General features: G+C 69.6%; 9 protein-coding genes. 6 read left to right on the forward strand and 3 right to left on the reverse strand.

What is annotated here, in order from left to right; all coding sequences use genetic code 11:
* Window positions 1-94: 94 nt before the first annotated feature.
* From HPT28_RS23885 to HPT28_RS23905, 5 genes are all read left to right on the forward strand, one after another.
* Window positions 95-514 (forward strand): ATP-binding protein, encoded by a 420-nt coding sequence (locus HPT28_RS23885; protein WP_219093485.1) that lies wholly within the window; start codon window positions 95-97, stop codon window positions 512-514.
* A complete protein-coding gene (locus HPT28_RS23890; protein ID WP_219093488.1) occupies window positions 508-825 on the forward strand; it encodes a hypothetical protein in 318 nt (105 codons plus the stop codon). The genes HPT28_RS23885 and HPT28_RS23890 overlap by 7 nt, the downstream gene beginning before the upstream one ends.
* Before the next feature lie 155 nt (window positions 826-980).
* Window positions 981-1,148 (forward strand): hypothetical protein, encoded by a 168-nt coding sequence (locus HPT28_RS23895; protein WP_219093490.1) that lies wholly within the window; start codon window positions 981-983, stop codon window positions 1,146-1,148.
* Between the two features lie 85 nt (window positions 1,149-1,233).
* Window positions 1,234-2,430 (forward strand): cupin domain-containing protein, encoded by a 1,197-nt coding sequence (locus HPT28_RS23900; RefSeq protein WP_219093493.1) that lies wholly within the window; start codon window positions 1,234-1,236, stop codon window positions 2,428-2,430.
* Window positions 2,364-3,221, forward strand: coding sequence for an aldo/keto reductase (locus HPT28_RS23905; protein ID WP_219093498.1), 858 nt, complete (start codon window positions 2,364-2,366; stop codon window positions 3,219-3,221). The genes HPT28_RS23900 and HPT28_RS23905 overlap by 67 nt, the downstream gene beginning before the upstream one ends.
* Here the strand turns inward: HPT28_RS23905 and HPT28_RS23910 are convergent.
* Genes HPT28_RS23910 through ychF form a run of 3 tightly spaced genes read right to left on the reverse strand, consistent with a single transcriptional unit; the run spans window position 3,209 to window position 5,538 of the window.
* Complete coding sequence (locus tag HPT28_RS23910; protein ID WP_219093500.1) at window positions 3,209-4,066, reverse strand: hypothetical protein; 858 nt, start codon at window positions 4,064-4,066, stop codon at window positions 3,209-3,211. The two genes, HPT28_RS23905 and HPT28_RS23910, sit on opposite strands and share 13 nt — an antisense overlap.
* 43 nt (window positions 4,067-4,109) lie before the next feature.
* Window positions 4,110-4,409: a type I restriction-modification enzyme R subunit C-terminal domain-containing protein gene (locus HPT28_RS23915; RefSeq protein ID WP_219093502.1), complete on the reverse strand. Its 300-nt coding sequence runs from the start codon at window positions 4,407-4,409 to the stop codon at window positions 4,110-4,112.
* Between the two features lie 40 nt (window positions 4,410-4,449).
* Window positions 4,450-5,538, reverse strand: a complete 1,089-nt coding sequence (gene ychF, locus HPT28_RS23920; protein WP_219093519.1) for a redox-regulated ATPase YchF — start codon at window positions 5,536-5,538, stop codon at window positions 4,450-4,452.
* A 292-nt stretch (window positions 5,539-5,830) separates the two neighbouring features.
* On the opposite strand from ychF, the gene HPT28_RS23925 reads away from it, so the two are divergent.
* The coding region (locus HPT28_RS23925; RefSeq protein ID WP_306824663.1) for a DUF6542 domain-containing protein at window positions 5,831-6,403 on the forward strand (573 nt) is incomplete at its 3' end.

Below are 6,403 nucleotides of genomic sequence, written 5' to 3' on the forward strand. Positions count from 1 at the left end.
AAGGCCAGGCTCCCCGTGTCGGCGGCAGTTGAGGAGAGGCCCAGCCCCATGCCCCCGTAGCCGGGCTGGGCCGTCCCACCGGAGGGATGACCCCGTGACGACGACCGCCGCCAGACCCGCCTCGATCGGCACACCCGGCTACAGCGAGACGATGCCGTGCGAGCCGGAATCCGCACGCCGTGCGCGCCTGCTCATCAGTGCCGCCCTCAACACCTGGGGCATAGGCAACCTGGTGGACACGGCCATGCTGATCGTCTCCGAACTCGTCGGCAACTCCGCCCAGCACACCCCGTGCCGTCTGCTCCGGGTCACCGTCAGCCGGCCCACACCACACCGCGTGAAGATCGCCGTCACCGACAAATCCTGCACCGTCCCCGACACGACCAACCCCGCCGACGACGCCGAAGAAGGGCGCGGCCTGTTCCTCGTGGACGTCGTGAGCGTCCGGTGGGGATACGACCGGCACCGCTGGGGCAAGACGGTCTGGTCGGAGCTGGAGGTCCCCACATGCTGACCCTCCGGCTGCTTCCCGAAGAAGAACTGGACGGCGACCCGGCTCAGTGCGTCGAGCTGGCGGTGCCCCGACGTGGTGGTGACACGATCACTGTGACGTCCCTGCGTCTGACGCCCTCCGACCTCGTCCGGCTGCGGACCGAGGCCGACCTGGCTTTGGGCGAGATCCGTGCGGAAGTCCTCCGCGCCGAGGCTACGTGGCGTCAGCTCCTCGGCCGCTGGTTCGAGGAGGGCCGGGCAGCCGTCGACTCACTCAGCCCTGACGTGGCGCTCCTCACCCGCGTCCTGGAGGGCCTGCGCACCTCCCTGTAACCCACAGACTCCCGGTCGACGACCGAAGGACAGCACCGGCCAGGAACGGCGCCGGGGGCTTCCCCCGAGGTGCCCCGGCGCCATGCACAGCACCAGCTCCACCAGATGATCCCGGCCGGACATGGCCGGGAAAACCGAAGAGGAAGGAGCACAAGGTGGCAGAGAGCACGACACGGCCGCCGGCCCCGAGTGGCCTCCTGGTGGCGGTAGAGGAACTGACCGCCGTCCACGACCGGTACGACAGCCTCCGGTCCGACAACGCCGGGAGTTCCGGCGATGCCCCGTGGCCGGGCGGTGACGGCAACCTGACCGACATCGAGTAGCACCAGGCGGCGGGGGTTCGCGCGGTTCGCCGTGTGGGCCCCCGCCACAGCTGCGTCACGTGGTCGCACTCATGAGGAGGCAGTGATGGAACACCAGCTGATCAACGCCATCGAGACGGCGTTCGGGCGGAAGGGAGTCGACGAGCTCGGCAAGGGCTTCGTGCGGGGGAGCATCGACGACCCCGCTCTCGTCTCCCGCATCCTGACCCCGAACCGCTTGCTCGACATCGCCATGCGCCGGAGCTTGAACCGCCCGCAGTTCCGGTGCTTCCAGAAGGGCGAGGAAGTCCACCCGGCCATCTACTACACCGACACCGTCAGCCCTCGGGGCCAGAGCATCCCCATGGTCAACATGCGCAGCCTGGGCAGGCTGCTGGGGGAAGGCGCGACGCTCATCCTCGACCAAGTCAATGTCTTCGACCCGACGATGGAAGTCGCCTGCCGGGCATTGCAGTGGTGGTCCCACGAGCGGGTGCAGGTCAACGCGTATCTGACGACGAACGACGCTTCGGGCTTCCCGCTGCACTGGGACGACCACGACGTCGTGATCATCCAGCTCGCTGGCGAGAAGGAGTGGGAGGTACGCGGAACCTCCCGCGAAGTCCCCATGTACCGCGATTCCGACCCCAACAACACTCCGACCGAAGAGATCGTCTGGGCCGGCGTCATGAAGACCGGCGACGTGATGCACATCCCCCGAGGCCACTGGCACCAGGCAACCCGCAACGGCCACGGATCGGGGAAGAGCCTGCACGTCACGTTCGGGATCACCAAGCGCACGGGAGCGAGCTGGCTCGCATGGCTGGGCGACTGGTGCCGAGAGCATGAGATCTTCCGGCACGACCTGGATCGCGCGCACGGGAGCGGCACTCAGGCCCTGACCGAGGCAGCCGTCCGGCTGATCGGCGAACGCTCCCCAGCCGACTTCCTTGCCGCGTACGAACAGGCGACAGCGCTCCCCCGGCACGTCCCGTTCCTCGACATCCTGGGGCCGCTCGACGCCGTGGCGTGCACCACCCACTTCCCGCCCCAGATCCGCGAGAACGGCGAGACCGTCGACGTCGTGGCCTCGGGGAAGAAGATCACCTTTACGGCCAAGGCCATGCCCGCACTGCGTCTGCTGCTGAGCGGCAGGCCCGTCCCGCTGGAGCAGGCGGCGGCCGTCGTCGGGGCCGAAGTTGCGGAGGTGGCCGAGATCCTGGTGAAGGAGGAGATATGCGCGACGCTGACCCCCGAGTCGTCCTCGGGCTACACCGATCTCGTCACGAACGCCGTCTCCTGACCGGAGCGCTGGACCTCGGTGTCACGGCGATCGACACCAGCTCCAACTACTTCGGCTTCCGCTCCCATAAGGTCCTGGCCCGGATAGCCAGCGATCTGCTACCGAAGTTCACGCTCTCCACGAAGGTGGGCTACTTCCCGAGGGCGGACCGGGCGGAACACTCCCTGGACCCCACTCGGCTGCACGGGGCCGTGGAACAGGCGGCCCGGGACCTCGGACGAGAGCCGGACGTGGTGTTCCTGCACAACCCGGAACGCTCGCTCCAAGAGACCGCCCCGCATAACCGGGACGCCCTGTTCCAGGCGTGCGCCACCCTCGACGACACCACAGCGAAGGGGCTGTGTGGGGCCTGGGGCATCGCGTCCTGGGACCCGTCCCCGCTGCCGGGCCTGATCGACGTGACCATGCCGAGGCCGTCCGTCCTCATGGTCCGCGCCGGCCTGCTGGTCGGGATCAGAACACTCGACACCGTGAACACCCTCGCCGCGGCGTGGGGCATGAGCAACAGCACGATGTGGGGCATGAGCCCCTTCGGAGGCAGCACGGGCGCCCCCGTGTGGGACCGGATCGATCCCCGCGTCTTCCTCCGAGACTGCGCAGGACTCTCCCGCGTACAGGCGGCCTTCCGGGCCGCATATCGCCTCCCCCGGGTCGACACCGTTGCCGTGGGCACCGACGAGCCCGCCCATCTGGGCGAACTGATCGGCGCCCTGGTCGGCGAGGTCGACGAGCAGGCGATTCTCAAGTACCGGAGCCTGCTCCGAGAGCGGTCGCGCGCTCAGCCCGCCTGAAGCTCCGCGACGGTCCGCTCCGCCATACAGCGGGCGGGCCCCAGCCGAGGGTCCTCGGGGTGCGCATCCGGCCCCAGGATCTTCGAGCACGTGAACAGCGTCATCAGCTTGCCGTCCCGGCTCTCGAAGTCGCGGCGCCGCTCTTGCCATACGCGATCGGCCAGAGGCGGGACGGCAAGGGAGCTCCCCCACAGCGAAGCGGAGTCCAACCCGCACGGCGCATTCCCCCAGTCCTCCCAGTCGAAGAGGCAGAACGTGGGCGCCGTCATGTTGGCCCAGTTGAGATCCGCGTGGGCCGGCACCCACCGCTCAACGGTCGTGTCGAAGTCACCAGCGAATGCGCTGCGGATGGACTCGCTGACGAGGGCCTGCGTGACGGTGACCGTGTCCGGCGTGGCGACGCGCCTCGTGTCCTGAGCCGCAAGCGCGTCCAGTGACGCGCTGAACGCCTTCCACCACTCATCCGACAGCTTCGGTTCCTGGCTCAGCACGGCGGTGCCGATGGGCGCCCCCGGCAGGAGCTCCGTCTCGTCGGCACGCCACATCACGAGCTCATCCGCGTCCCGCCAGACCGCACACCCCTGCCACGCGGGCTGGGCGATCCCCTCCAGACGCGCGGCACACTCGGTACCGTTCCAGCCCTGAATGCCGATCTTGTCGAGCCCACGCCTCTCGATACGCACCCACGTATCACGGTCCGTCCGCGCCCCGACCGAGCGGCGCTTACGGACAACCGTATCCCGGTCCAAGCGGGCCTGAAGGGACCGCTCCACTCGATCGAGAACGTCGTCGACCGGTTCAACTCGCAAGTCGACGGCACGGGCCGAAGGTACCGAGAGCGTCATACGGACGACCATAGCTGTACGGAGGTGTGCACCGAGGGGCACTTCATGCCGCGTCCTGCGTTGCGACTGCGGTGGCGTGGACGGCACGGATGACCGCGGTGATCTGGTCGATCTGCGCCTCCTCGAACAACTCCTCCGGTCCGCGCGGGGCGAGGGAGTCGAAGGGGGACTGATACAGGACCTCAACGTCGATGGTGCCGTTGCGGGCTAGGTAGTCGATGATCAGGTCGACGAAGCGCAGTTGGGCGCTGGTGAAGGTTTCGCCCTGCTGGAAGGCGCTGAACGCGGCCTCCGCGGCCTGCCGCTGGGGCCCGCTACCGAAGAGCCAGACCTCCTCTGACATGCATGTTTGCTAGATCAGTCACGCCATGCTATGTCACCCGCTACACGTTGAAGCGGAACTCCACGACGTCGCCGTCCTGCATGACGTAGTCCTTGCCCTCCATGCGGGCCTTGCCCCGGGAGCGGGCCTCGGCGACGGAGCCGGCGTCGACCAGGTCGTCGAAGGAGATGACCTCGGCCTTGATGAAGCCCTTCTGGAAGTCGGTGTGGATGACTCCGGCGGCCTCGGGGGCGGTGGCGCCCTGCTTGATCGTCCAGGCGCGGGACTCCTTGGGGCCCGCGGTCAGGTAGGTCTGCAGGCCCAGGGTGCGGAAGCCGACGTGGGCGAGGGTGGCGAGGCCGGGCTCGTCCTGGCCGACGGACTGGAGGAGCTCCAGCGCCTCGTCCTCCTCCAGCTCGGCGAGGTCGGCCTCCAGCTTGGCGTTGAGGAAGATCGCCTCGGCCGGTGCGACGAGGGCACGCTGCTCGGCCTTGAAGTCCTCGTCGGTCAGCTCCTCCTCGTCGACGTTGAAGACGTAGAGGAAGGGCTTGGTGGTGAGGAGATGCAGCTCGTGGAGGGCCTCGGCGGCCTCGGTGCCCTGGGCGATGCCCGCGGAGAAGAGGGTGCGGCCCTCCTCCAGGATCGCCTTGGCCTCCTGGACGGCCTTGACCTGGGGCTGCTTGTCCTTCTTGACCCGGGCTTCCTTCTCCAGCCGCGGCAGGACCTTCTCGACGGTCTGGAGGTCGGCGAGGATCAGCTCGGTGTTGATCGTCTCGATGTCGTTCTTGGGCGAGACCTCGCCGTCGACGTGGACGACGTTCTCGTCCTGGAAGGCGCGGATGACCTGGCAGATCGCGTCGGACTCGCGGATGTTGTGGAGGAACTTGTTGCCCAGGCCCTCGCCCTCGCTGGCGCCCCGCACGATGCCGGCGATGTCGACGAAGTCGACGGTGGCCGGCAGGACGCGCTCGGAGCTGAAGATCTCGGCGAGCTTGCCCAGCCGCGGGTCGGGCACACCGACGACGCCGACGTTCGGCTCGATGGTGGCGAACGGGTAGTTGGCCGCCAGCACGTCGTTCTTGGTCAGGGCGTTGAACAGGGTCGACTTGCCGACATTCGGCAGGCCGACGATTCCGATCGTGAGCGACACGTGGCGACTTCCCGTAGCGAGATGATCTGGGCTGGCGGCCCGGTGCGTGCGGGCCGGTCCCCCAGTCTACGGGCGCGGCCGGCCCTCCCACGACGGGAATCGGGAGCTGTCGATCACGGTGGGCGGGGCACCGGGAGCTCGTGGGCGACCTCGCGCAGGCCGTCGGCCACGGCTGCCTCGGGAAGCGTCGCGGTGACGATGTCATGCCCGAGGGGTCACGAGGGCGGGGGACGCGGCGTGTCAGGGGGGTGGGCACGGGGTGGATGCGGCCTACGTTGGTGCCGTGGAGCAGATGAAGGGCGGGCGTGAGCGGGTTCCGGTACCCCGGGGCGGACGGCCGGTGCGTCCCCGGCGGCCGGTGCGGGCGCCGGTGCGGCGGGGCCGGGAGGCGCAGCGGCAGGCACGGCGGGAGGCACGGCCCGGAGCGGTACGACGGCCGCCCGCGGTGGTCGCGCAGCTGGCGGCGCTGCGGCTGACGGCTCTGGGCAGCGGGCTGCTGACCATCACGGCCATGGTGGTGCTGGGCGGCCTCGCGCGGTGGCTGCTGGACGCGTCGCCGACGGCGTACGGGTGCTGTTTCGTGCTGGTGGGGCTGGCCTCGGCCCTGTGGGTGCGGCCCGCGGACGCGTTCACCGCGCCGGTCGTGGCCCCCATCGCGTACGCGGCCGGGCTGGTGCTGCTCACCGGCGGGGCGGAGGACGGCGGCTTCGGTGCGCGGGTGATGACGTTCGTGACGACGCTGGCCGTGGAGGCGGGCTGGGTCTACGGCGGGACGCTGGCGACGGGGGTGGCGGCGCTGGTGCGGCGGGCGATGCTGGCGGCGGCGCGGCGCGGCGCGGCCCGGGAGGCCGCGGCCGGGCGGCGG

It is taken from the genome of Streptomyces sp. JJ38 (assembly GCF_019303475.1).
In the GTDB taxonomy this organism is placed as follows: Bacteria; Actinomycetota; Actinomycetes; order Streptomycetales; family Streptomycetaceae; genus Streptomyces.

Bases quoted from the DNA above. Each gene is read 5' to 3' on its own strand.
- HPT28_RS23910 (WP_219093500.1), bottom strand. From the start codon at position 4,066: ATGACGCTCTCGGTACCTTCGGCCCGTGCCGTCGACTTGCGAGTTGAA.
- HPT28_RS23890 (WP_219093488.1), top strand. From the start codon at position 508: ATGCTGACCCTCCGGCTGCTTCCCGAAGAAGAACTGGACGGCGACCCG.
- HPT28_RS23905 (WP_219093498.1), top strand. From the start codon at position 2,364: ATGCGCGACGCTGACCCCCGAGTCGTCCTCGGGCTACACCGATCTCGT.
- HPT28_RS23915 (WP_219093502.1), bottom strand. From the start codon at position 4,409: ATGTCAGAGGAGGTCTGGCTCTTCGGTAGCGGGCCCCAGCGGCAGGCC.
- HPT28_RS23900 (WP_219093493.1), top strand. From the start codon at position 1,234: ATGGAACACCAGCTGATCAACGCCATCGAGACGGCGTTCGGGCGGAAG.